This window comes from Primorskyibacter sp. S187A (assembly GCF_049800955.1).
In the GTDB taxonomy this organism is placed as follows: Bacteria; Pseudomonadota; Alphaproteobacteria; order Rhodobacterales; family Rhodobacteraceae; genus JAKVBH01.
In genome coordinates, this window is the sequence record NZ_JBNAGA010000001.1 from 951,722 (window position 1) to 973,099 (window position 21,378).

The 21,378-nt window shown below is 62.6% G+C and carries 20 protein-coding genes and 2 tRNA genes; 9 read left to right on the top strand and 13 right to left on the bottom strand.

What is annotated here, in order from left to right; all coding sequences use genetic code 11:
- Nucleotides 1–4 precede the first annotated feature (4 nt).
- Nucleotides 5–949 carry an SPOR domain-containing protein gene (locus tag ACP15S_RS04845; protein WP_425038447.1) on the bottom strand — a complete coding sequence of 315 codons (945 nt, stop codon included), beginning with the start codon at nt 947–949 and terminating at the stop codon, nt 5–7.
- A 266-nt stretch (nt 950–1,215) separates the two neighbouring features.
- On the opposite strand from ACP15S_RS04845, the gene ACP15S_RS04850 reads away from it, so the two are divergent.
- A tRNA-Ser gene (locus ACP15S_RS04850) sits at nt 1,216–1,305 on the top strand.
- 620 nt (nt 1,306–1,925) lie between these two features.
- Here the strand turns inward: ACP15S_RS04850 and ACP15S_RS04855 are convergent.
- The 6 genes from ACP15S_RS04855 to ACP15S_RS04880 all read right to left on the bottom strand — a co-directional run bounded on the left by ACP15S_RS04855 (nt 1,926) and on the right by ACP15S_RS04880 (nt 7,474).
- Nucleotides 1,926–2,000, bottom strand: a tRNA-Glu gene (locus tag ACP15S_RS04855).
- A 103-nt stretch (nt 2,001–2,103) separates the two neighbouring features.
- The gene (locus ACP15S_RS04860) at nt 2,104–2,652 is read right to left on the bottom strand and encodes a hypothetical protein (protein WP_425038448.1); all 549 of its coding nucleotides are present in this window, start codon (nt 2,650–2,652) and stop codon (nt 2,104–2,106) included.
- Nucleotides 2,645–4,390 carry a single-stranded-DNA-specific exonuclease RecJ gene (gene recJ / locus ACP15S_RS04865; protein WP_425039654.1) on the bottom strand — a complete coding sequence of 582 codons (1,746 nt, stop codon included), beginning with the start codon at nt 4,388–4,390 and terminating at the stop codon, nt 2,645–2,647. Before recJ ends, ACP15S_RS04860 begins: the two co-directional genes overlap by 8 nt.
- Nucleotides 4,391–4,531: 141 nt before the next feature.
- Nucleotides 4,532–5,494 (bottom strand): class II fructose-bisphosphatase, encoded by a 963-nt coding sequence (gene glpX / locus ACP15S_RS04870; RefSeq protein WP_425038449.1) that lies wholly within the window; start codon nt 5,492–5,494, stop codon nt 4,532–4,534.
- Between the two features lie 292 nt (nt 5,495–5,786).
- Nucleotides 5,787–7,073 (bottom strand): homoserine dehydrogenase, encoded by a 1,287-nt coding sequence (locus ACP15S_RS04875; RefSeq protein WP_425038450.1) that lies wholly within the window; start codon nt 7,071–7,073, stop codon nt 5,787–5,789.
- A gap of 101 nt (nt 7,074–7,174) precedes the next feature.
- Entirely contained in the window at nt 7,175–7,474 is a 300-nt protein-coding gene (locus tag ACP15S_RS04880) for a hypothetical protein (protein ID WP_425038451.1), read from the bottom strand.
- 78 nt (nt 7,475–7,552) lie between these two features.
- On the opposite strand from ACP15S_RS04880, the gene ACP15S_RS04885 reads away from it, so the two are divergent.
- Nucleotides 7,553–8,140 carry a TetR/AcrR family transcriptional regulator gene (locus tag ACP15S_RS04885; protein ID WP_425038452.1) on the top strand — a complete coding sequence of 196 codons (588 nt, stop codon included), beginning with the start codon at nt 7,553–7,555 and terminating at the stop codon, nt 8,138–8,140.
- Between the two features lie 182 nt (nt 8,141–8,322).
- Nucleotides 8,323–9,003 (top strand): aquaporin Z, encoded by a 681-nt coding sequence (gene aqpZ / locus ACP15S_RS04890; protein WP_425038453.1) that lies wholly within the window; start codon nt 8,323–8,325, stop codon nt 9,001–9,003.
- Nucleotides 9,004–9,356: 353 nt separating this feature from the next.
- Here the strand turns inward: aqpZ and ACP15S_RS04895 are convergent, their stop codons facing one another.
- The 5 genes from ACP15S_RS04895 to ACP15S_RS04915 form a co-directional block, all read right to left on the bottom strand.
- Entirely contained in the window at nt 9,357–9,755 is a 399-nt protein-coding gene (locus tag ACP15S_RS04895; RefSeq protein ID WP_425038454.1) for a hypothetical protein, read from the bottom strand.
- Nucleotides 9,756–9,873: 118 nt separating this feature from the next.
- Nucleotides 9,874–10,785 carry a pirin family protein gene (locus ACP15S_RS04900; protein ID WP_425038455.1) on the bottom strand — a complete coding sequence of 304 codons (912 nt, stop codon included), beginning with the start codon at nt 10,783–10,785 and terminating at the stop codon, nt 9,874–9,876.
- Nucleotides 10,786–10,894: 109 nt separating this feature from the next.
- Nucleotides 10,895–12,049, bottom strand: coding sequence for an N-acetylglucosamine-6-phosphate deacetylase (nagA, locus tag ACP15S_RS04905; protein WP_425038456.1), 1,155 nt, complete (start codon nt 12,047–12,049; stop codon nt 10,895–10,897).
- Nucleotides 12,046–13,077: an SIS domain-containing protein gene (locus ACP15S_RS04910; protein WP_425038457.1), complete on the bottom strand. Its 1,032-nt coding sequence runs from the start codon at nt 13,075–13,077 to the stop codon at nt 12,046–12,048. Before ACP15S_RS04910 ends, nagA begins: the two co-directional genes overlap by 4 nt.
- Nucleotides 13,074–13,844 (bottom strand): GntR family transcriptional regulator, encoded by a 771-nt coding sequence (locus ACP15S_RS04915; RefSeq protein WP_425038458.1) that lies wholly within the window; start codon nt 13,842–13,844, stop codon nt 13,074–13,076. Before ACP15S_RS04915 ends, ACP15S_RS04910 begins: the two co-directional genes overlap by 4 nt.
- A 207-nt stretch (nt 13,845–14,051) precedes the next feature.
- Here ACP15S_RS04915 and ACP15S_RS04920 point away from each other — a divergent pair, with 207 nt between their 5' ends.
- From ACP15S_RS04920 to ACP15S_RS04945, 6 genes are all read left to right on the top strand, one after another.
- Complete coding sequence (locus ACP15S_RS04920) at nt 14,052–14,948, top strand: N-acetylmuramic acid 6-phosphate etherase (protein WP_425038459.1); 897 nt, start codon at nt 14,052–14,054, stop codon at nt 14,946–14,948.
- A gap of 17 nt (nt 14,949–14,965) precedes the next feature.
- On the top strand, nt 14,966–16,219 hold the full coding sequence (locus tag ACP15S_RS04925; RefSeq protein WP_425038460.1) for an ABC transporter substrate-binding protein: 1,254 nt from the start codon (nt 14,966–14,968) through the stop codon (nt 16,217–16,219).
- A 130-nt stretch (nt 16,220–16,349) separates the two neighbouring features.
- Nucleotides 16,350–17,261 carry a carbohydrate ABC transporter permease gene (locus tag ACP15S_RS04930; RefSeq protein WP_425039655.1) on the top strand — a complete coding sequence of 304 codons (912 nt, stop codon included), beginning with the start codon at nt 16,350–16,352 and terminating at the stop codon, nt 17,259–17,261.
- Nucleotides 17,262–17,271: 10 nt separating this feature from the next.
- A complete protein-coding gene (locus ACP15S_RS04935; RefSeq protein WP_425038461.1) occupies nt 17,272–18,111 on the top strand; it encodes a carbohydrate ABC transporter permease in 840 nt (279 codons plus the stop codon).
- Entirely contained in the window at nt 18,108–19,133 is a 1,026-nt protein-coding gene (locus ACP15S_RS04940) for a Gfo/Idh/MocA family protein (protein WP_425038462.1), read from the top strand. The genes ACP15S_RS04935 and ACP15S_RS04940 overlap by 4 nt, the downstream gene beginning before the upstream one ends.
- A complete protein-coding gene (locus ACP15S_RS04945; protein ID WP_425038463.1) occupies nt 19,130–20,131 on the top strand; it encodes an ABC transporter ATP-binding protein in 1,002 nt (333 codons plus the stop codon). The genes ACP15S_RS04940 and ACP15S_RS04945 overlap by 4 nt, the downstream gene beginning before the upstream one ends.
- A 32-nt stretch (nt 20,132–20,163) precedes the next feature.
- Here the strand turns inward: ACP15S_RS04945 and ACP15S_RS04950 are convergent, their stop codons facing one another.
- Nucleotides 20,164–21,225: a phospholipase D-like domain-containing protein gene (locus tag ACP15S_RS04950; protein WP_425038464.1), complete on the bottom strand. Its 1,062-nt coding sequence runs from the start codon at nt 21,223–21,225 to the stop codon at nt 20,164–20,166.
- Between the last annotated feature and the right edge of the window lie 153 nt (nt 21,226–21,378).

The window sequence follows — 21,378 nt, forward strand, 5'->3', positions numbered from 1 at the left end:
CGGTTCAGTTTGTCACGGCATAGGCATCCGTGAAGCCTTGTGCCTTGATGGTTTTGAGCAGATCCGCGCGCTCGGACCGCGATGTGGCCGGGCCTACGATGACGCGCCAGAAGGTCTTGCCGGAGCTTTCGCCTTTGATGACTGTGGGCACGAGGCCCGCGTTGCGCATCGTGGCGGCGGTGTTTTTGGCGTTTTGCTCGATGGAGAAGATGCCGATCTGCAGGAAGGGCTTTTCCAAAGATGAGGCCGGGCGGGGGGCCGGGGCCGGACGGGGCGCGGGCTGGGGGGCTGCGGCGCTGGCGGCAGGGGCTGACGCGGTCGAACCCGGGGTGGGGGGCAGTTCCGTGGCGGCAATGGCAGCGGCCGCTGTCGCGTTCACATCCTCTGACGCGGGCGCGTCGTCCAGCGTTGTCTCGGCCACATCGGCGGGCGCATCGAGATTGCCGGGCTGCGGCGCGGGGTCAGGCTCGGTGGCCTCCGGCGTTGTCTCGCGGCGCAGGGCCGTCACATTGAGATTGGTCGGCTGACCGGCAACAAGCTTGAGCGCTGCGGCGGCATCCGAGGAGACTTGCAAGCGTGGCCCCGACAGGTTTCTGTCGCGGCGAAACAGGGCGCCAATGACAAAATTGCCATTGCTCGGATTGCGAATGATGACGCGTTCGGGATCTGTCACATCAGGATGCGCCACCCAGACACCGCCCAGAGAGGGGCGTCCGTCCCACAGGCCCGCTTCGGTGACCTGAAACACCTCTGGCGCTTCGACATCGCGTTCGACCAGTTTGGTCGCGCGCGGGCCCGCATCAGATGCGGGGCTTGTGGCGCTGTCCTTGGGTTGCAGGAAAGCGGGCATTTCCATCCCGTTTTCGCAGCCCGCAAGGGCGAGGCTGGCGATGCAAGCCAGGCTGACAGGTTTCAGATAGGACGTCTTGGTTTTCGAAAGCACGCTCATGGTCTGCCTCTTGCCTCTTCCCTTCACCCCACGCGGCGTGGGCTTTGCCGGTTTTCCGGTCTGCTGCTGCTCGTTAACAGTGTAGCGATGCAGGGCGTGCAAGAAAAGGGCTGCAATAATGTGTAAGCGGATTTCGACGTCACATCCCGTTGTGGCCGTTTTCTGTCCCGCGAGGCGCTGGTTTTTACGCGGCTTTAACCATGGATGCTTTTAGAATCGCCAGACGCGCGATATGGCGTGTCGCACGCGAGCGCGTTGCGCCTTGCGGAGGAGTGGCAGAGTGGTCGAATGCGGCGGTCTTGAAAACCGTTGATCGTTAACGCGGTCCGGGGGTTCGAATCCCTCCTCCTCCGCCACAGCGCCCGGCATATCCAGTTGTAGACAAAGCCAGTGGGACGCATTGGAGCGCAAGGCTTTTGATGGGGCGAAAACGCGTCTGAGGCAGCGCATAAAAGCACCGCCCGCGTTGGCTGGCGTTGACCTCGGTGATCCACGCAGCGGCTTCGCGGACATTTGAGTGTCTCATCGTAGGTCCTCCATCGTCATGGTCTCTGCAGTGCCGAAGAGAGGCCGCCTAATACGCTTTTCATTCCTCCGCTCTGTGATCCGGGTTTCGCTTCACCCAAGTTGAAAGAGAAAAGCTAATCAATAACTTATCCCTGACGCTTTCGTATTGAGCGTCCACCCGGAGGCCTCCCGCGACGCTCCAGGTTGCCTGCGCTCAGACAGCTTTAGCCCAGCCCTGCACAGCTTGCGCAAGACTGTGACTACGGCGGCGGAGAAAGTTTCAGTGCTTGCACACAGGGATATATCGCAGATCACAACTTGCATCCAACAGGCCAACCGAGCGCGCCACGCTGACAGCGATTTGCCAAGTTGAACACAGGTTGAACACAGACAAGCTGTGCCACCAATCCGACGCGTCGGACGGCACGCTGGGGAAATCCCTGGAATTACGCTGACTTGGAAGGAGAAGTGGCAGCCCGTAGGGGAATCGAACCCCTCTTTCCAGGTTGAAAACCTGGCGTCCTAACCGATAGACGAACGGGCCACTCTTGGTGACGCGTTGTCTAGAAAATGGCGCGCCGCTGCGCAAGGGCAAAAACCTATGCGGGGTAAACTTTTTTCAAACGAAACGGCATGACCGCAAATGCTCACGGCGTGGGGCAGGGAGAGCCGGGGCGCTTGGTATCACACAGGAGCTGCCCGCGCAGCCAAAGCGTGTGTTCCAGCACTTGCTCCCGCGTGAACGGACCCCGCCAGGCATATTGCACCGTGTAGCTGGCCTGCGCCCCGACAAGGACCTTGATCGCGGCGGTTTCCGGTATGCCCTCACCGAGAGGCGAGTTTGGGCATTGCGTGAAAAAGACGGCAACGCCGTAGTTGTTCTGCAAGCCGGACGCGACCATCTGAACGCCCGCGCCGGGGCAATTTGCGGCAACCGTGTTTGCGATTTGCTCGGCCACGAGCTCGGCTGGCAATCCGGCTTTGCCGGGCGCTGTCGTCCGGGTGACAAGGCGGGTCCAATCCGCGTCCAGCGCCCCCGATGGGGTGTATTCCGAAATCGAGAGTTCCGGCGTGCTGCTCTCGAATGCGAGCGAGAAACCCTCGGGCGGCGTGAACACCAATTGCTCTTCCGCCATCAGCAAGCTTGCGCAAAGGCTCAGCGCGACGGCCGGGATCACATGTGTAGGCTTAGGCATGTGCGGCGTCCTCAAGTCTGAGTTGCACGGTCGAGCGCCCCTGCCAATGGTTGACGTCGAGCCGTCCGGCCAGATGAAAACGCGCGCCGCCATGGGCCTCAAGGGCCGGCCCCAGGGGGCCTTCAAACGCGCCAAAGAGAATGGCGTCCATGGCAGGTGACATGCCGTCGCTGACCGACAGTTTCAGATGGCTCTCGCCAACGCGCCGCGTGTGCCGGATCTGCATGTCTGGCATGGCAAAGCGCGGGGCAGGGGCGGAGGCTCCGAAAGGGCCCGCGCTTTCCAATTGCGCGCAAAGCTCCAGCGTGGCGGCCGCAGGCATCAATGTTCCATCGAGGCGCAGATCGGCAGGGCCCGCCTGGCCCGCCCCCTGTTTCGCCAAAAGCTCCGCGAGGCGTGCCATGGCGGGCTCGAGCTGCGCGCGCGTCAGGCTGAGGCCCGCGGCCATGCGGTGGCCGCCACCTTTGACCAACAACCCCTCCGCCGCAAGGCGCTGGATCGATGCGCCCAGATCAATGCCCGTCACGGATCTGCCGGAGCCTTTGCCATCATCGCCGTCAAAGCCAATGACAATGGCAGGCCGGTTGGTCCGTTCCTTCAGTCGCGACGCCACAATGCCCACAACGCCCGGATGCCAGCCATCATCTGCAGCCCAGACGAGGGGCGCTTCCAGCCCGCGCGCTTCTGCTTGTTCCAATGCCGCGTCCCGCACCTTGGCCTCGATGTCACGCCGTTCGGCATTGAGCGCTTCCAGCCGTTCGGCCAGCGCGGCGGCTTCATGTGGATCCTGCGTGGCGAGCAGGCGCGCGCCAAGATCCGCCGCGCCAATCCGCCCGCCCGCATTCACCCGCGGCCCCAGAACGAAGCCCAGATGATAACTCTCCGGCGCCCGCTCCAGCCTAGCCGTATCACACAGCGCGACAATCCCCGGCCGCGCCCGGCGCGCCATGACGACCAGCCCCTGACGGACCAGCGCCCGATTGACGCCGATCAAAGGTGCCACATCCGCCACCGTGGCCAGTGCCACGAGATCCAGCATCGCCATGAGGTCTGGCCCGGTCTTGCCCGCCGCACGCAATTGCCGCCCTGCCTCCACCAGACACAAAAAGACCACTGCCGCCGCACACAGATGCCCCAGATCGCCTGTTTCGTCCTGCCGATTGGGATTAACGACAGCGCAAGCCGGTGGCAGCGTCTCACCGCCCAGATGGTGGTCGAGTACAATCACATCCGCACCCTGTGCAGCCGCCAGCGCGTCATGGCTCAGCGTGCCGCAATCCACGCAAATGATCAGATCATGAGCGCCCGCCAGTTGCGTCATCGCAGGCGCATTTGGCCCGTAGCCTTCGTCGATCCGGTCCGGGATATAGAGTGTGGCCGTGAGCCTCTGCTGGCGCAGCCAATCAATGAGCAGCGCAGCAGAGCTGCCACCATCCACATCGTAATCCGCAAAAATCGCAATGCGTTCGCCCTTGGCCACTGCCGCGTTCAAGCGCTCTGCGGCGGTTTCCATGTCGCGCATGCTGCGCGGGTCGGGCAGAAGATCACGCAGCTTCGGATCCAGAAAAACGCTTGTGTCTTCAGGCGCGACACCCCTGCGCGCAAGAACCGAAGCGAGGGCAGGGGCCAGGTCCGCGCGTTGGCGCAAGGTCTCAGACGCCCGCGCGATCTCGACACTCGGCCCAACCCAGCGCCGCCCCGAGAGCGATGCCGCAACGCCGAGATATGCCGCCTCCATAGCTGTGCTCACCTGTGCTGCCAGACCATCAGACCCATCGTGATGCAAAACCCTCTTCATCTTGCCAGATAAACTCTGGGGGGTTCGGGGGGCAACGCCCCCCGACCGGTCGACGCGGGCAGCGCCCGCGGCGAAAGCGCGTTAGCGCGGGTTGCGGTAGATCATGCGGCGCACAGATCCTGTCTTGGAGCGCATGAGCAAGGTCTGTGTCTCGATGAAATTGGGCGCGCGGCGGATACCAGGCAGGAGAGAGCCGGACGTCACCCCTGTTGCGGCAAAGATCACATCCTGCGTCACCATCTCGTCGCGGGCATAAATCCGGTCCAGATCCGTTATGCCTGCCTTTGCCGCGCGGCCCTTTTCGTCATCATTGCGGAACAGGAGCCGGCCTTGGATCTGCCCGCCCATGCATTTGAGCGCGGCTGCGGCCAGAACCCCTTCGGGCGCGCCGCCTTGTCCCATATACATGTCGATCCCCGTCACATCGGGCTCGGCGCAATGCATGACACCGGCCACGTCCCCGTCGGTGATCAGACGAATGGATGCGCCCGTCGCACGGACTTCCTCGATCATATCCACATGGCGGGGGCGTTCGAGAATGCAGACCGTGATGTCACGCGGGTGACAGCCCTTCTCGGTGGCCAGCGCAGAGACACGCGTCGCGGGCGGCATGTCGAGCGTCACGATCCCCTCGGGAAATCCGGGCCCGATGGCCAGCTTGTCCATATACGTGTCGGGCGCATGCAGCATGGAGCCGCGCGGACCCATGGCGATCACTGTGAGCGCGTTGGGCATGTCTTTGGCGGTCAGCGTGGTGCCCTCCAGTGGATCCAGCGCGATATCAACGCCGGGGCCATTGCCCGAGCCCACTTCCTCGCCGATGTAGAGCATGGGTGCTTCGTCCCGCTCTCCCTCACCGATCACCACGACCCCTGCGATGTCGAGCCGGTTGAGCTGTTCGCGCATGGCGTTCACAGCGGCCTGATCCGCCGCTTTTTCATCGCCACGGCCAATCAGGTCCGCGCTAGCGATGGCGGCTTGTTCCGCCACGCGGGCGAGGCCCAGCGAAAGCATGCGGTCATTGAAATCAATCTGGTCGGTCATCTGGTTCGTCCCGAAATGTTTTTGTTTGCAGAGCACTGCGGGCTGACGGGCGCGTTACTCGGGCGCCATTGGCGCGGGGTCGTAACGGGCCTGCACAGGATTTGCAGAGCGATCTTGCGACGGGGTGTAGCCGTGCAAGGCCACGGGGGCAAGCGCGTCACGCAAGCTTAAGCCGCCAAATCCCGGGCCTTCGATACTCTTGCAGATCACTGCGGCAAAGGGGCATCCCATAGCACAGGAGCACCCGACGCGCCCTGCACCCGAGCCTGCCAAAGCCCAATGCGGGCGCGGTTCAGAGGTTCTCGATACGCAGCGCGACCGGTTCGCCCGCCATAACGCCCGTGCCGCCCATGGCCGCCAAGGCCTCATCCAGCGCCGAGCGGGTTGTCTTATGCGTTACGATCAGGACCGGCGCATGGGGGCCTTCATGGGTGTATTGGCGCATCCGGTCGATGGAGATCCCGGCCTCGCCCAGAACCGTGGCGATCTTGGCCAGGGCGCCGGGTTTGTCCTCCAGCGCCATGCGCAGGTAATAAGGCGCGGGCGTCGCGGAGCGGGCTGGCGTTGCGGGCACCAGAGTATGAGCGGGCTGGCCATAGGTGGTCAGCCGCGTGCCACGCGCGATGTCGATGATGTCGGACAACACCGCGCTGGCCGTGGGGCCTTCGCCCGCGCCGGGGCCGCGCAGGACAACCTGTTCGACCTGATCGCCTTCCAGCACAACCATGTTCGTCCCGCCAGTGAGCTGCCCCATGGGCGAGCTTTTGGGCACAAGGCAGGGCGTCATGCGCTGTTCCAGCCCACGCCCGGTCATTTGAGCCACGCCAAGAAGCTTGATGCGATAGCCCATATCGCCCGCGCGCCGGATGTCATCGATGGACACAGCGCCGATGCCTTCCAGTTCGACGCCTGCGAAATTCACCTGCGTGCCAAAAGCAATGGACGCCAGAAGCGCCAGCTTGTGACCCGCATCAATCCCGCCCACGTCGAGCTCGGGGTCCGCTTCGAGATAGCCAAGCGCATTGGCCTCATCAAAGACCTCCTGGTAGGTAAGCCCGGCGTCTTCCATGCGCGTCAGGATATAATTGCACGAGCCGTTCATGACGCCCAGAACCCGGGTGATGTCATTGCCCGCAAGCCCCTCGGTCAATGCTTTCACGACAGGGATACCGCCCGCCACGGCTGCCTCGAAGCGCACCACGCGCGCGGCGGCTTCCGCACGCGCCGCCAGCGCTTGCCCGTTGACGGCCAGCATGGCCTTGTTCGCGGTCACAACGTCTTTTCCTGTGTCGAGCGCTGCCTCTGTCGCGGCTTTCGCCGGACCATCTTCGCCGCCCATCAACTCAACAAAGACATCAACATCTCCGCGGCGGGCCAGAGCCACAGGATCATCCTCCCAGGCATAGCCGGAGAGAGGCACGCCACGGTCCTTGGACTTCGACCGCGCAGAGATCGCGGTGAGTTCGAGTTTGCGACCGGTGCGGGCCTCCAGCAGGGCCGATTTCTGCCGCAGAATTTTGACAACGCCGATGCCCACAGTGCCAAGCCCAGCGATGCCGATACGGAGGGGAGTACTCATGGGGATGTCCTTGATCTGGATGGTGCTTGAAGCTGCGATACCGCGCGCAACGCAGGGATGCAACGGGGCCGTGACCGCCGGGCGCTTCTGGCGCGGTGTGGCTAGCGCGCCCGACGAACCCCGCGCGCCATGCGGCGGCGCGTCGTGGTGTCGATCACAGGGCGATTGCTCAATCGCGCGGCGCGGGCGCGCAGGCTCTCCGCGCGGGCCAGAATTCCGGAGCGCACCTGCGGTGTCGCGGTCAAAGCCGGGCCTTCGGTGAGTTGCTCGAGCGGCAACAGCTGCGGGTAGGGCGCCGTATCCACGCCGCCTTCCTCCACGGCGTCAAGCTGGGGAAACTGAGCGCAGGCGGCCAGCCCGAGGGCGGCGCAAAGGCTGAGGAGAGGAAACGAAACCCGCATGTGTCTCTCTTGCCGCGATTGCGCGCCCGGGGCAAGCGGGCTCTTTGATCTGAACGCTCGTTCAGTTAACCTGAGCGCATGGCGCGCACCCAAGGCTCTCACTCCGATATCACAGGACCGCGTGTCCGCGCAGCGGCGCTGCGCCTGTTTGCGCGGCATGGCTATGCAGCCGTCTCCATGCGCCAGATTGCAGCGGAGGTCGGCGTGCAGGCTGGCGCGCTCTACAATTACACGCCCGACAAACAATCGCTGCTCGTCTCTTTGCTCAAAGGGCATATGGACGAGCTTTTGGCGGCGCGACGGGCGGCGGCACCACCGGCAGGCGCTCTGGCTCAGCTGGAGGCTTTTACGCGGTTTCACATCGCCTTTCATCTTGAGCGGCCCGATGCTGTCTTTGTATCCTACATGGAATTGCGCAACCTGACCGAGGCGCATTTTGCCGATGTGGAGGCGTTGCGCCGGGCCTATGAAGACGAGCTTGAAGGCATCTTGCGCGCCGGGCTCGCCGAAGGCAGCCTGACGGTCCAGGACACCAAGATCACGACCATGGCCATCATTGCCATGCTCACAGGTGTGAATACCTGGTATCGCGATGACGGTCGGCTGGACCGGGATGACGTGCAGACGATCTACTGGGACATGGTGCGCGGGATGGTCGGCGCCTGAGACCCCCGGGCGCCGTCTGGCGGTCGTTTGGCTTTGTCGTCGATCTGCGGAATTTGTCTGTCGCGCTGGCCCGCGTGTCCAACACGCGCATCAGCCCTCGGGTTTTTCTAACTGTTTTTCCCCATGCATTCGCGCGCCGCAAAGCGCATCCCAAGGCCATGATGGACAAGAGGGACAATGTCATGAGTAAAATGTTTGCGGAATTCATTGGCACATTCACGTTGGTGTTTCTGGGATGCGGGGCCGCGGTGATTGCCGGTGGTGATATCGGGCTGATGGGGATCAGTTTCGCCTTTGGCCTCGCGCTGATTGGCATGGCTTACGGAATTGGCCCAATCTCGGGCTGCCATATCAACCCGGCCGTATCGTTGGGCGCTGTCGCTGCGGGCCGGATGGAGATCTCGGAGGCCGTGCGCTACATCATAGCGCAGGTCGCAGGCGCGATCGTGGCGGCGGTGATCTTGATGGTGATCGCGTCGGGCAAAGCGGATTACTCCGTTGCCGCAAATGGTCTGGGCCAGAACGGCTGGGGCGCGGGGTATCTGGGCGAGTATACCATGGCCGCGGCGTTTACCTTCGAAGTGGTGGCAACCTTCCTCTTCATGGTTGTGATCCTCGGGGCAACTAGCGTTGGCGTGCCCGATGAATTCGCCGGTTTGGCCATTGGTCTGGCGCTGGTCGTCATTCATCTGGTGGGCATCAATATCACGGGCGTCTCGGTGAACCCGGCGCGCTCCTTTGGTCCCGCAATCATGGTCGGTGGGACGGCAATTGCACAGCTTTGGCTCTTCATTCTCGCCCCGATCATCGGCGCGGTTGTCGCGGGCCTTCTCTTCCGTGCGGGCCTGCTTGAGCGGGACTGACGCGCTCTGATCACCAGGCATCGCTGCAATCAAAGCCATGTGAGCTATACCAAGCGGCGCTGCGGGATGTATCCTCCGCAGCGCCGCTCTTTCTTTGGCCAAAGCGTGAGTGGTGGTTTGTCAGGTCGCGTCGCTGGTGTGGAGCCTGCGGGCTTGTCGCAAAGCGCGCAAGTCTGTGGAGCGCGCGGGAGTGGTATCAGCAGTCTCCTGCCGTTTCGCCTGACCGGCGCTGGCCGGGAACCGCCGTTGAGACTGTCAGATCGCCAACCGCGCGGTTCTTTTGGTCTCAGACAGGCTGAAGTCGATGCCAAGACGGCTGTGTCAATGTCCAGCCCGCTTGGGCGGGCGCAGCGTTACCCGGCGATCTCGCCAAAAATGACGCGCATAGGTGTTGTCCCGCTGCCGATCACAGTCACAGGTACGGCGATGGGCCTGCCTGCGCGGATTGCATCGATGATCCGCGGCTGGTGCCCTTGCGCAGCCACGCAGGCGCGCCCGATGACAGCACGGGCGGCAGGGGTCGCGAAATAGGGATCCCCCTGATCTTGCGGATCGCGTTTGCCGAAGCGATGGTAATTGGTCCGGTCTTGCTGCAAGACGCCGCAGACCGATGAAATCCGCGCGCCGGATGAATTGTAGAAATCCTCCGGGCCGATATAGGCGGTATAGCTGCCAAGGTAGTCCTCGGCATAGGCCGGGTCAGCCGCGAGAAGCAGGCAAAGACATGTCGCGCTCATCAATATTCGGATCATGGCCGCCCTCCCGTGGATCGCCCGCACATGGGCGCTGGAGGGTCTCCCGTGTCACAGGCGCAGTAGGGCGCGCAAGCAAGGCCTGCCTGCGCGCGACTGGCTCGGACCAAAGCTCAGGTCAGTGCGCGGGCTTGATGAACGTGTCGTTGCGCAGATCGCGCATTGCCTGCATCAGCTCTTCCTGCGTGTTCATCACGATGGGCCCGTGCCAGGCCACCGGCTCATTGATCGGCGCGCCGGAGATCAGCAGGAAGCGCATGCCCTCAGGGCCCGCCTGCACCGTGATCTCATCGCCCTTGCCAAAGCGGATGAGCGTCCGGTCGCCGGAGAGATCGCGGATATTGACCTCCTCGCCCGCCACCTCTTTCTCCAGAAGCACGCCCGATGGGTTGGAGGCATCAGCGAAGGCGCCAGCCCCTTCGAAGACATAGGCGAAAGCCCGGCGATAGGTGTCGATCCGAAACGTCTTTTTCACGCCCGCGAGGATCGTCACGTCGAGATATTGCGGATCGGCGGCGATGCCATCCACGGGGCCTTTCTTGCCCCAGAATTCACCCACGATCACGCGCACCTTCGTGCCGTCATCATCGATGATCTCGGGGATCTCCTTGGCCTCGACATCCTGATAGCGCGGCGCGGTCATCTTGAGCGACGAGGGCAGGTTGCCCCAGAGCTGGAAGCCATGCATCTGGCCCTGCGCATTCCCGCGCGGCATTTCCTGATGCAGGATGCCGGAGCCTGCGGTCATCCATTGCACGGAGCCTGCGCCCAGCGTGCCGGTGTTGCCCAAGCTGTCGCCGTGATCAACCTCGCCGTTCAGCACATAGGTGATCGTCTCGATCCCGCGATGGGGATGCCAGGGAAAGCCCTTCTCGAAATGGGCGGGCGTGTCATTGCGGAAATCGTCAAAGAGCAGGAACGGATCCAGCTCGGAGGGGTCCTGAAAACCAAAGGCGCGGTGCAGGTGCACGCCTGCGCCTTCCATGGTGGGGACTGCCTTGCGGGTTTCCAAAGTGGGTCTGAGTGACATGGGATGTCTCCTGTAGAGCATTTGCGCAGGAGATAGGGCGCGCGAGGGCGGCGCACAATTCAACAGAACTGCGCCGTCTTTGTGCAGCGATGCACAGGGTACTCGATGGCTATGGCCGAGATGGGGCGTCCGCGAGGGCACAGACCTGCGTCAGGCCCCCACTGAGGTACATCAGATCCGAGAGGTTTTGCGGCCATGTGCCAAGGCGGCCCGGCGCGCGCAGCAGGGAGGCCGGGGTCCGGGTGGCGCGGGCCAGCGCGCGCTCCAGCGGGTCTCCGACCTGTTCAGTCATCACTTGTAGCGCCCTCGGGAGTGCGAGATCCGCGCCGGCCAAAGTGCCATCCTCCAGCGTCAACCGCTGGTCCTGGCGCAGAACGCGTCTGCCATTGAGCTGGAAGCTGGTGATCTCCGAGCCCGCCGTTGCCATGGCATCGGTCACGAGGAACAGGCGATCCGGTTCGGATTTGGCCTCCAGAGCGAGACGCAAGCTGACCGGATGGACATGAATACCATCGGCGATCACACCAGCGAAAACATCATCACGCGCCAGCGCCGCCCCGACAAGGCCCGGCTCGCGATTGGTCAGCTGGCTCATGGCGTTGAACAGATGCGTGGCCATGCTGGCTCCGGCCTCAAAGGCATGCATGCAGGTGTCGTAGCTGGCATCGGTATGGCCCAGCGAAACGATTATGCCCGCGTCGCGCATCTTGTGGATCTGAGCAGGCGTCACGCTTTCTGGGGCGATTGTCACAAGAAGGTTCGGCAAGCGCTCCGCAGCCCCCAAAAGCGCCGCCAGATCATCGGCCTCCATGGTGCGGATCAGGTTGGGATCATGGGCGCCCTTGCGTGCGACCGACAGATGTGGCCCCTCCAGATGCAGGCCGACAATGCCCGGGATACGGGCATCCATGGCGCGTTCTGCGGCGTCAATCGCGGCGGCTGTGCGCGCGGGCGTATCCGTGATCAACGTCGGCAGTAGCGCAATCGTGCCGCCGCGCCGGTGGGCCTCGGCCATGATGGCCAGCGTCTCGCATGACGGATCATCATTGAACATCCGCCCGCCGCCGCCGTTGACCTGTAGATCGACAAATCCCGGTGTGATCGTCCCGCCCGGGAGAAGGTGCCTCGGCAAATCCACGGGCAGATTGGTCTCGGCGACAATCTGGCACGTGCCATCGGCCCAAATCGCAAGGGCCTTGCCGGTTTGCAGGCGTTCTCCATCAAAGATGTCCGCGCCGACAAACGCGCTTTCTGGCTGGCTCATCGTGTTTCCGTCACCTTCTGGAGATGGCGCGGCGCATCGGGGTTGATCCCCCGGGATACAGCGATCTGTTCGACCATGGCGTAAAAGCTCGCGATAAGGGCGATCGGATCAGTCAGACCATGGCCTGTGCGTGTGACGGGCAGGGCCTGCGCAGTTGTGGCTAAGGGGCTCGTGACGAAAACCGCGCCGCCTTTTTGGGCCAATGCGTCCGCCACGCCGATCAGGGCAGGCTCTGCGGCGTCGGCGGCGGCAAAGGCCAGAACGGGAAAGCCTGCGTCCAGAATGGAGACCGGCCCGTGCAAGACCTCGGCCGAGGAATAGGCCTCGGCGTGCAGCTGGCAGGTCTCCTTGAATTTGAGCGCCGCCTCATGGGCCATCGCGTAGGCGGGGCCACGGCCCAGACAAAAGACAGAGCTGCGCCCGTCAAGGGCCGCGCAGGCCTCTGACCAATCCGCCCGGACCGCTTTGTCCAACGCATCGGGCAGCGCTCTGATTTCCGCCAGAAGCTGCGCATCCTCCGCCCAGGCCGCCAGAAGCCAAAGCCCCAGAACGGCAGAGTTCACGAAGGTCTTGGTTGCGGCGACACTAAGTTCGGGCCCGGCATGCAGAGCCAGGGTGTGATCCGCGACGCCGCTCAGCGGGCTTGCGGGATCATTGGTCAGGGCAATGGAGAGCGCGCCGCTCTCCCGGGCCATGCGCGCCATCGCGACGATGTCAGGGCTTTGGCCGGATTGAGAGACGCTTAGGCAAGCGCTGCCATCCAAGCCAAGTTTTCTGTCATAGACCGAGGCGATCGAGGGGCCGACGGAGGCCATGGGCGTGCCGGTTTCAAGCTCTGCTGCATATTTGAGATAGCTTGCCACATGGTCGGAGGATCCCCGCGCCACGCTGATCATGAAGCGAGGCGCCTGCGCGCGCAGGGCTTGCGCTGCGCGGTCCAAATCTTCCGCGCCATGGGCCAGCAGCCGCGCGACGGCTTCGGGAATTTCCAACACCTCGCGGCGCATCTGTGTCTCGGCCATGCTCATCTTGGACCCTGTTCTTTCCCAAGCCGCAGCTCGGCCACGAAATTATAGGCGTCGCCCCGGTAGATGGATTGCGTAAACTCAACCGCACGGCCGTCCGCCAGATACGAACTGCGCTCGATGCTCAGACCGGCCTTGCCCGGCGCGCTTTCCAGCAAGCGCGCCGTCTCCTCATCGAGATTGATGGCGGAGATCTTCTGCAAGGCCCGCACGGGCCGATGACCGTTTTGCGCCATGACGTCATAGAGCGAGGCTTCGACAATGAGCGGATTGGGCAGGATGTCCGGGGGCAGCGACGCACGTTCAATGGCCATTGGCTTGCCACCAGCCAGCCGGAGCCGCGCGATGCGGGAGACCGAGGCATCCGAGGGCAGGGCCAGCGCCATGACCTCATCCGGCGACGGCATGAAGACACCACGTTCGAGCCAGATGCTTGTCGCGTTCAGGCCGCGCCGGGCCATGTCCTCGCTGAAGGATGTCAGGCGGGAGAGGGATTGCTCGATATGCGGCGTGTCGTCCGTCACAAAAGAGCCGGAGCCTTGCCGCTGAATGATGACGCCGTCTTTGGCCAGCGCCTGAATGGCTTTGCGCACGGTGACCCGCGAGAGCCCTGTTATAGCGGCCAACTCGCGCTCCGGGGGCAGGGAATCGCCTGCCTTGAGGGTGCCGGCCGTCACGGCCGCGTTGAGGCGCTGGCGCAGCTGTCGATACCGGGGGCCCGCGTCTGGATGAAGCCAGTCATCAGGCTTGAGAAACTCCTGGATGGTCATGCCGCGCTGTCCCTCTTTGCGCCTTGGCCGCAGCTCGAGCGCATGTTCGGCCACGATGCTCTAATTAATACCTTTAGGATACCTATTGGTGAAAAGAAAGCCCAAATTGGCTATTTTGGTCTGGTCAATCGTCGCCCAATGGCGCGCGACACGTGATTGTAGACAATAGGTATTTAAAAGGTATTAGATGGCAGAAGGGGGATTCGCATGTCAGTGCCAACGACAGAAGCAGTCAGTCAGGGCGACACGATCGACGCGGCGTCGGCGCTGGATGCGGGCGCCATGATGGCTGCCGCGCATCGACAGGCGGCTGCGGTCGTGGATCAGGCCATGCCCGAAGTTGTTGCTGCGTCTGATGTGATGGCGCGGACGCTGCGCGCGCGTGGGCGTATCATCTACGCCGCCGCAGGCAGCTCGGGCCTGATGGCTCTGGCGGATGCCTGCGAGCTGCCCGGAACCTTCGGGATCCCGCAGCGCCAAGTCAGAATTCACATGGCAGGCGGTGTCCCTGCGTCGGGGCATATGCCGGGCGAGACGGAAGATGACACCGACACAGCCTTGCAGGCCATGGCGGATGTCACGTCGGAGGATGCGATCATCGTGCTCAGCGCCAGCGGGACCACGCCCTATGCGCTCAGCATTGCGGCTGCGGCACGGGCCCGGGGAGCGACGATCATCGCTCTGGCCAACAACGCAAACACGCCGCTTCTGGCCGCGGCCCGGATCGCAATTTGCCTGCCGACGCCGCCTGAACTGGTCGCGGGATCCACTCGGCTCGGGGCGGGGACGGCACAGAAAATCGCGCTCAACATCATGTCCTCGCTGATGGGCGTCCGCCTGGGCCACGTCTACAAGGGCTTGATGGTGAATGTGATCGCCGACAATATGAAATTGAAGCGCCGCGCCGTGGGCATTGTGAGGCAGATCGCAGATGTATCGGAGGACATTGCGGAGGCCGCGCTGGCACAGACCGGGGGGCATGCAAAACCGGCCATCCTTGTGGCAAGCGGCTGCAATCGCGCCGAGGCGCAAGCCTTGCTCGCGCAACATGAGGGCCAGCTCGGCGCGTGTTTTCAAGCGCTTGGATCAAGAAACGACACTTAATCAACAGGGAGATCACCATGCGAACAACCAAACTCACCCTGGCCTTGATGGCCACAACCTGCATCGCAGGCGCGGCACAGGCCGAAGACGTCACGCTGACCATCGAGAGCTGGCGCAATGACGATCTGACGATCTGGCAAAACGAAATCATCCCGGCGTTTGAGGCCGCCCATCCCGGCATCAAGCTGAATTTCACCCCCTCCGCGCCTGCGGAATACAACGCCGTGCTGAACTCCAAGCTGGAAGCGGGCTCGGCCGGGGACATCATCACCTGTCGACCTTTTGATGCGTCTCTGGCGCTCTTTGAGGCGGGCCATCTGGCCGACATTACCAATATCGACGGCATGGCCAATTTCTCGCCTGTGGCCAAATCGGGCTGGAGCACGGATGACGCGTCAGTGCAATTCTGTGTGCCCATGGCCTCGGTGATCCACGGCTTCATCTACAACAAGGATGCCTTTGCCGAACTGGGCCTTGAAGAGCCTGCCACAGAGGCCGAGTTCTTCGCCGCCCTCGACAAGATCAAGGAAGATGGCAGCTACATCCCCATGGCCATGGGCACCAATGACCAATGGGAAGCGGCCACGATGGGCTACAACAACATCGGGCCGAACTACTGGAAAGGCGAGGAGGGCCGCCTCGCGCTGCTTTCGGGCGAACAGAAGCTGACCGATGAGCCTTGGGTTGCGCCCTACCGCCAGCTGGCACGCTGGAAAGACTATCTGGGTGACGGGTTTGAGGCGCAGACCTATCCCGACAGCCAGAACATCTTCACACTGGGCCGCGCGGCGATCTATCCGACGGGCTCCTGGGAAATCTCGGGCTTCAACAATCTCGCCGACTTCGAGATGGGTGCTTTCTATCCGCCGGTGCAGAACGCAGGCGATACCTGCTACATTTCTGATCACACCGATATCGGCATCGGGATGAATGCAGCCACGCCCAACAAGGAAGCGGCTGAGGTCTTCCTCAACTGGGTCGGCTCGTCCGAATTCGCGACGATCTTTGCCAATGCGCTGCCCGGCTTCTTCCCGCTCTCTGATGCGCCGGTGACGCTGGAAGATCCGCTGGCGCAGGAGTTCATCTCCTGGCGCGGGGAATGTGAAAGCACGATCCGCTCGACCTATCAGGTCCTCTCGCGCGGCACGCCCAATCTTGAGAACGAGACATGGAACGCCTCCGTGGCCGTGATCAAGGGCGATGAGACGCCTGAAGAAGCAGGCGCGCGTCTGCAAGAGGGCCTCGCCAGCTGGTACGCACCGCAGCAGTAATCCTGCTGGTGATATGCCCCGCTCCGGTGCCTGTGTGCGCCGGGGCGGGCCGCTTCTGTCTCGCGCAGCGAATAATGGCGCAAGAAAAATGCCGCAGAAGAAGAGGACCCCGTCGATGGATGATCACAACATGCGCCCCAAGCGGCGCTGGCATATCGCGGTGTTTCTCGCGCCCGCTGTGCTCGTCTACACTGCGGTGATGATCTATCCCCTCTTCAATACGCTGCGGCTGGCGCTCTTTACGGAGGTCGATCAGGAACGGGTTTTCGTAGGATTACAGAACTTCAGGACACTCTTCGGGGATCCTCTCTGGTCCCAGCAGTTCTGGAACGCGCTGGGCAACAACCTGTGGTTTTTCGTGATCCACATGCTGGTCCAGAACCCCATTGGCATCGCGCTGGCGGCGATCCTGAGCCATCCGCGTTTGCGCTTCGCGAGCTTTTACCGCTCGGCCATCTTCATCCCCACGATCCTGAGCTTCGTGATCGTGGGCTTTGCGTGGAAGCTGATCCTCTCGCCCATCTGGGGCATTGCGCCGGGCATGCTGGACGCGGTGGGGCTGAAATCGCTCTACGCGCCCTGGCTCGGCAAAGAGGAATACGCGCTCACGACGCTCTCGCTTGTCTCGGTCTGGCAGTTTGTGGGCATTCCGATGATGCTGATCTATGCCGCGCTCCTGTCGATCCCCGATGAAATCCTGGAGGCGGCGGAGGTCGAGGGCATCACGGGCTTTGCGGCCTTCTGGAAGATCAAGCTGCCGCTGATCCTGCCGTCCATCGGGATCATCTCGATCCTGACATTCGTGGCCAATTTCAACGCGTTTGATCTGATCTATGCCGCCCAGGGCGCGCTGGCCGGGCCGGATTTCAGCACCGATATTCTGGGCACTTTCCTCTATCGCACCTTCTTCGGCTTTCAGCTGCAACTGGGCGATCCGCATATGGGCTCGGCTATTGCCTCGGGCATGTTCGTGATCATCCTGCTGGGCGTGTGCCTGTATCTCTTCGGGATACAATCGCGCATGCGCCGCTATCAGTTCTGAGGGGGTGCCGATGTCCATTGCCCGCCAAAACCGCTTCAACACCATCGCCGCCCATGGCGCGCTCTTGCTCTATACGCTGATCGCGCTCTTTCCGGTTTTTGTGATTGTGATCAATAGTTTCAAGGAACGTCGGGCGATCTTTCGCGAGCCGCTGGCGCTGCCCAATTCCGAGAGTTTCTCGCTCATCGGCTATGAGACGGTGCTCAAACAGGGGGATTTCTTCCTCTATTTCCAGAACTCGATGATCGTGACGGTGGCCTCGCTCTTCTTCATCCTGCTCTTTGGCGCGATGGCGGCCTTTGCGCTGGCCGAATACCGCTTCCGGGGCAATACGCTGATGGGGCTTTATCTCGCGCTTGGCATCATGATCCCCATTCGCATCGGCACGGTCGCGATCCTGGAGATGATGGTGGCCACCGGGCTGGTCAACACGCTGTGGGCGCTGATCCTTGTCTATACCGCGCAGGGCCTGCCGCTGGCGGTGTTCATCCTGTCGGAATTCATGCGGCAGGTCTCGGACGATCTCAAGAACGCGGGCCGGATCGACGGGCTCTCGGAATACCGCATCTTCTTTCAGCTGGTCCTGCCGCTCGTGCGCCCTGCGATGGCGACGGTGGCGGTGTTCAACATGATCCCGATCTGGAACGATCTGTGGTTCCCGCTGATCCTGGCTCCGGCAGAAGAGGTCAAGACGCTCACGCTCGGCAGTCAGGTCTTCATCGGGCAATTCGTGACCGATTGGAACGCGGTCCTCTCGGCGCTGTCGCTGGCGATCCTGCCGGTCATGGCGCTTTACGTCATCTTCTCGCGTCAGCTCATTCGCGGCATCACATCGGGAGCGGTCAAATGAGAGTTGTGGTTGCAGGTCTTGGCAATATGGGGCGCAGCCACGCGCTGGCCTATCACGCCCATCCGCAAGCGGAGATCGTGGGGCTGGTCAATCGCTCCGAGGCGGATCTGCCGGAGGATTTGCAGGGTTATCCGCGCTTTAAAACCTTCGAGGAGGGGCTGGCGCTGCGCCCCGATCTGGTCTGCATCGCCACCTATTCCGACAGCCATGCCGATTACGCCATTGCCGCGATGGAGGCAGGGGCGGATGTCTTTGTCGAAAAGCCGCTGGCCACCAGCGTCGCAGATGCCCGCCGCGTGGTCGAGACAGCGCAGCGGCTGAGCCGCAAGCTCGTCATCGGCTACATTCTGCGTCACCACCCCAGCTGGCAGCGGCTGATCTCAGAGGCGCGGGATCTCGGCGGGCCTTACGTGTTCCGCATGAACCTCAACCAGCAATCGGATGGCCCCACATGGGAGACCCACAAGGCGCTCATGCAGACCACGAGCCCCATCGTGGATTGCGGGGTGCATTACGTCGATGTCATGTGCCAGATCACCGATGCCGCTCCTGTGCGCGTCTCGGGCATGGGGCTCAGGCTCTCCGAGGAGATTGCACCCGAGATGTACAATTACGGCCAGCTGCAAGTCTGGTTCGCAGATGGATCGGTCGGCTGGTACGAGGCGGGCTGGGGTCCGATGATGTCGGAGACGGCCTTTTTCGTCAAAGACGTGGTCTCGCCTGCGGGGGCCGTTTCGATCACCGAGGGCAACAAGGGGGCGTCAGACGATGTGGATGGGCACACCAAGGTGGGAGGTATCCTCGTGCACAGGCCCGGCGGCGATCAGTTGATCGAAATGCCCGATGAGCCGGGCCATCAGGAGCTTTGCGATGCCGAACAGGCTTTCATGATCCGCGCTATTGCGGAGGATATCGACCTGACGCGCCACATGAGCGACGCCATCCAGTCCCTGGCCATCTGTCTGGCCGCCGACGAGAGCATCCGCACGGGCCAGCCCGTCGCATTGGGAGAGCAGCCATGACCGCCCTGACCCTGACAGATGTCTGCAAGAGCTTCGGCCCGGTCGAGGTGCTCAAGGACATCAACCTTACCGTGGAGGAGGGCGAGTTTGTCGTCTTCGTCGGGCCCTCGGGCTGCGGCAAATCTACCTTGCTGCGCGTCATCGCGGGTCTCGAGGACGCCACACGCGGTACGGTCCAGATTGGTGGCGATGTGGTCAATGCCGTGCCGCCCGCAAAGCGGGGCATTGCCATGGTGTTCCAATCCTACGCGCTCTACCCGCATCTGAGCGTACGAGACAACATGGCCCTTGGCCTCAAACAGGAGAAACAGCCCAAAGCGGTGATCGAGGCGCGTGTCGAGAAAGCTATCACGATGCTGGATCTCGCGGCGTATGTGGACCGGCGGCCCTCGGATCTCTCCGGCGGGCAGCGTCAGCGCGTGGCCATCGGGCGCGCCATTGTGCGGGAGCCCAAACTGTTTTTGTTTGACGAGCCTCTGTCCAATCTCGACGCGGCGCTGCGCATGAACACGCGGATCGAGATTGCCGAGTTGCACCGCGCCTTGAGCGCCTCGATGATCTACGTGACCCATGACCAAACCGAGGCCATGACGCTGGCCGACAAGATCGTCGTGCTGCGCGATGGCCGGGTGGAGCAGGTGGGCTCACCCATGGAGCTCTACAACAATCCGGCCAACCAGTTCGTGGCAGGCTTTCTGGGCGCGCCCTCCATGAACTTTCTGCAAAAAGCGGCGCTTGCCATCCCGCAGGGCGGGCATCTGGGGATCAGACCTGAACACTTGCGCCCCACAGCGGAAGGCCGGATTGCGGGCCGCGTCACCCATGTGGAACGTCTGGGCGGGGATACCAACCTGCTGGTACGCACGGCTGAGGGCGAGGCGCTGACCGTGCGCATCTTCGGACAGGACCCGACACAGGTCGGCGCGGATATCTCTTTGGATTTCGACGACCATCTGGCCTTTGCCTTCGACAGCGCGGGCGCGAGACTTAGGAGCTAAGGCCTCTCACTCATCTTCCTCGCCACTCACCTTCAATCCGCAAACGTGTCGATGATCCGGTCGATCTCGGCGCGCGAGGCCCGGGCAATCTCGGCTTGACCCGCGCGGGAGGCGGCGCGGGTTTCCTCCGCGTCTCCCACCACGATGATATTCTCATCATTCGATTTGTTGGCGGGGCGGGTGTAGTTGAAGCTGCCGAAGATCGTGACCTCGTCGTCAATGACCATCAACTTGTGGTGCACCTTGCCAAGCTGGCCCGTCCCGCCTGCGATGCGAATGTCGATGCCCGCCTGTTGCAGAGGCACCTTGGCGGCCCAGCGTTGGTTGGCCTGCCGCCGATCCAGCACGCCGCGCACCTTGATGCCATTGCGGTGGGCCGCGATCAGCGCGTCATCAATCCCGGAGCTTTGCGCGAAGGTAAAGGAGGCGAAATCCACGCGGCGGCGCGCCTTCAGGATCTGCTTCATGATCTCCATTTCCGGGCCATGGTCCGGCGCAAAGAGCGGTTTGACGCGGATGCCCGAGACATCATCCTCAATCGGTTTGCGCCCATGGCCCAGCGAGAACTTCCCGAAGCGCCCCTCGCGGATATCGCGAAACTCGCGCTTATAGGCATTGGCGATGCCCTTGTCCTCGATGATGACGACGTGGTTGAGGTTCTTCGTCACGCCTGTGGTGGTGAAGTTGGTGGAACCTGTCAGGACCGCATCGCCCAACACCATGAATTTCTGGTGGAAAATCGCAGGGTTGAAATCGACCTTCACATCCGTGGTCGAGCGCAGGATCGCATTGAAGAGCTGTCGGTTGATCTCGTGCTTGCCGCCCGGCGCGCGGGTGTCCTCGACGCTTTTGGGCTTGCGCGCGGCCAGCAGGTAGCTTTGCTCCATGACCAGATCGATGGTGACCCCGCGCAGCCGGGCCGCGATGATCGCCTCGGCAATGGCCGGGTGGTCGATCTCCTGAATGGCGATCATCAGGTTCTGGCGTTTCTTCGCCCGCGCAATGAAACCGAGGATCGGGGCCAGCAGGTCGTCAGGCCCGCCATGGGCCGCGGGCCCGTGATACACTTTGATGTCTCCAACTTCTATAGCCATGAAATGCCTCAATGAATCGTTGAATGAATACCTCAGCCTAACACGTTTGACGTGTTTTTTGAGAAGGATGTTCGAATTCAGGATGAGGCCTGAGCGGGCCAAAGGCCGCGCCCACTCGCCAAGTCCGATGACATCGGGTAGGCAGACGCAAAA